This is a genomic window from Deltaproteobacteria bacterium, assembly GCA_019308905.1.
In the GTDB taxonomy this organism is placed as follows: Bacteria; Desulfobacterota; BSN033; order WVXP01; family WVXP01; genus JAFDHF01.
Genome location: JAFDHF010000138.1, coordinates 1 through 2,704, shown reverse-complemented (window position 1 = coordinate 2,704; position 2,704 = coordinate 1). Strand labels below are relative to the sequence as shown.

Annotated in this window: 4 protein-coding genes; 2 read left to right on the top strand and 2 right to left on the bottom strand. The window is 49.7% G+C overall.

The features are described from left to right. Positions 1–353, bottom strand: a 353-nt coding sequence (locus JRJ26_20535) for an NAD-dependent epimerase/dehydratase family protein (GenBank protein ID MBW2059877.1), incomplete at its 3' end; no start/stop codon positions are given. A 382-nt stretch (positions 354–735) separates the two neighbouring features. Between JRJ26_20535 and JRJ26_20530 the strand changes: the two genes are divergently transcribed. Both JRJ26_20530 and JRJ26_20525 read left to right on the top strand, forming a co-directional pair. Next, the gene (locus JRJ26_20530; protein ID MBW2059876.1) at positions 736–1,260 is read left to right on the top strand and encodes a transposase; all 525 of its coding nucleotides are present in this window, start codon (positions 736–738) and stop codon (positions 1,258–1,260) included. Beyond that, positions 1,187–1,717, top strand: a complete 531-nt coding sequence (locus JRJ26_20525; GenBank protein ID MBW2059875.1) for an IS630 family transposase — start codon at positions 1,187–1,189, stop codon at positions 1,715–1,717. The genes JRJ26_20530 and JRJ26_20525 overlap by 74 nt, the downstream gene beginning before the upstream one ends. Before the next feature lie 65 nt (positions 1,718–1,782). Here the strand turns inward: JRJ26_20525 and JRJ26_20520 are convergent. After that, positions 1,783–2,704 (bottom strand): hypothetical protein (locus JRJ26_20520; GenBank protein MBW2059874.1); only part of this gene is annotated, 922 nt, incomplete at its 5' end.

Sequence of the window (2,704 nt, the reverse complement as noted above, 5' to 3'; positions counted from 1 at the left end):
GCAGAAGAGGGGAAGAAAAACCTTTTCACGCCGGTCTCGACAGACGCCTGAAGCATGTTTATATTGATCAGGGCGCTGTTATGCATTATTTGCGCCCCTATTTCTGTAATATAGCCAATCCCACCCATGTCTGCTGCAAACTGGAAAACCCATTCTACTCCTTCAGTAGCTCTAAGGCAGTTTTCGTAAGACCTGAGATCCAACGTCAATTTCTCAGAATAGTAGGGATCAGGCATAAAGCCATCCCATTTGATATCCGCTGCCCTCACAAAATTTCCCTCTTTGTAAAGCCTTCTAGCCATATGGCTTCCAATAAAACCACCAGCACCTGTGACCAAGATTCGTTTTCCCATCTCTCGAGGCTCCTTATTTATTTATTTTGTAGTGGACCACTACACTCATGAATCCAAAATCCAAGACTCCAATGTATTCCCACCCAAACAAAAGAAAACCGATTCACTACTAAGACAGCACCCCGATACCCATGCAGGTCGTTGATCAGCCAAGGCATGCGTACAATTCCAAAGCTGAGATTGTCCGCGCCGGATTACCAAGCACTGCCTGACTTTTCCATTGGGTGGTTTCTGGGTTTGAGCCTAGCACCTCTCGGCCCTGCTGAAGCAATTGCTGACGGTTGATACCCGGATCACTTACAGAAGCCATCTATACATGACGTCATAAATAATTGCGTATTGTACTCCCTTCTGGTATCATGGTTATCGGAGGGAGGGAGCCATGCGCAAGTTGGAAATCAAGGATGCGGAAATCATTCGCTTTGCAGTACAGGAGGAGATCTTGCGATCGGAGGAGTCGCGGTACGATCACCGACTTCACGGGATTCTTCTGGTATGTGGTGGATTCAGTTGTTCTGAGGTGGCCAGGCTTTTTGGCCAAAGCCCCCGGACCGTCCAGTACTGGGTGCGTCGTTTTGAAGACAGTGGGTTTTCGGGACTGCAGGAAACGCCTCGATCGGGACGTCCATCTGTATTGGATGGGGCTTCGCTCCGGGCCCTTGGCCGAGACCTTCGCCGGTCGCCTTCTGAACTGGGCTATGGTCAGAACCTTTGGGACGGAAAGCTTCTCAGTCATCACTTGTCTCGGTCCTATGGCGTCAGTCTTGGGGTGCGGCAATGCCAGAGATTGTTCCACCAGCTAGGGTTTCGCCGGCGAAAGCCGCGTCCGTTGGTTGCCGGGGCAGACCAGGAGGCGCAGCGAACATATAAAAAAACTCAGCCGCCTCCGAAGAAGAGAGGATCGTGATCTCTGGTTTGAGGATGAATGTCATTTCCATCAGCACGGTTCGCGATGTACCGTGTGGGTGGCGCCAGAGGATGTGGATCCTGTCGTTCTCCATGCAGCGACTCGGAACAGTGTCGCAGTATTCGGAGCCGTCTGTGTAGCCAATGGACGGCTGGTAACCCGAAAGACCGATAGATTCTCGACCGAGACTTTTCTTTGTTTCTTGCAAGAGCTCCTGACCCATCACTACAGAGGTAGGAAGATGGTCCTGGTTCTGGATAACGCACGGTGGCATCACGCACGCAAGCTTCAACCTTGGCTGAAGGAGCATCGCCAGTATCTCCGCCTTGACTTTCTTCCCCCCTATAGCCCGGAACTCAATCCAATGGAGCGTGTCTGGAAGCTAACCCGCCGTCTCCGCACCCATAACCAGTACTTCCCGCTCCTGGATGAATTGGTTACAACGGTAGGTATTTGATCAGTTTTCCTCATGGAACCAACCTAATGAAACCCTGCGCCGATTATGCGCAATTATATAAGACGCTATGTATAGGTATCTTCTTGAGTAGCTGAGGCTGTTTCTTTTTTCTTGCCTGCAATGTATTCCCATAGAAAAGCACCAAAGACAGAAATGAAGAACGCCAGGATGCCCGCTATTGCAGCGTTCAAGCGCTTCTTAGGCCTTACTGGTTTGTAGCTTACGGTCGGCTCCTGGATGACCTCGATAGGTTTTGCAAATTTCTTTCGCTCCTCAAGTGCCTTAATGGTTGCTTGTATCTTCAGGACGTCGGATTCCAGTTTCTTGATGCTCTGGGAAGCGTTCTCCTTGACGCGGATGCTCTCAATCTGATTTTTCTTGATATCAGAATTTATTTTCTCTATAGCCAGAGAAGCCTCTTCCTTGACACGTACCCTTTCGATCTCGCGCTTCTTGATCGAAGACACTTTGTTCTCGATTGTCCTCTTTACATCACTCAGTTGGTTCACAAGCTGATTAAAATACGCGATGTTCTGTTGCAGGGAAGTTGTGTAAAGAACCAGACCGAGAGGATCATTACGGGTCTCGCGGTCCTCGATCAGGCTGTTTCTCTTTGCCATCAGAAGGTCCGTGTTTTTCCTTACATTTTCCTCCTCACGGGACAATTCAAGCTCCCTCTGCTTGAGGAGTGCGATCTCTGCATTCAACTCGGTGATTTCTTCCTGCAGCTTGGCCAGTTTCGCATCCCGCTTGCTCTCAACCCGCTGAATCTCGGTCTTGAACTTCTTGACATCTTCTTGGAGCTTGGCCAGGCTGGCATCTCGGTTGGTCCGGACCCGCTCGATTTCTTTTCCCACCTTGATGATATCCTGTCTGTTTTTCACGATTCTTTGGTCGAGTTCACCCTGAAAGGTCTCAAGCTTGTTTGTAAATTCCTTTTCAAGGGACGTGGCTAGAGCCTGCAAAGCCTTCATGCCGAGTTCGATA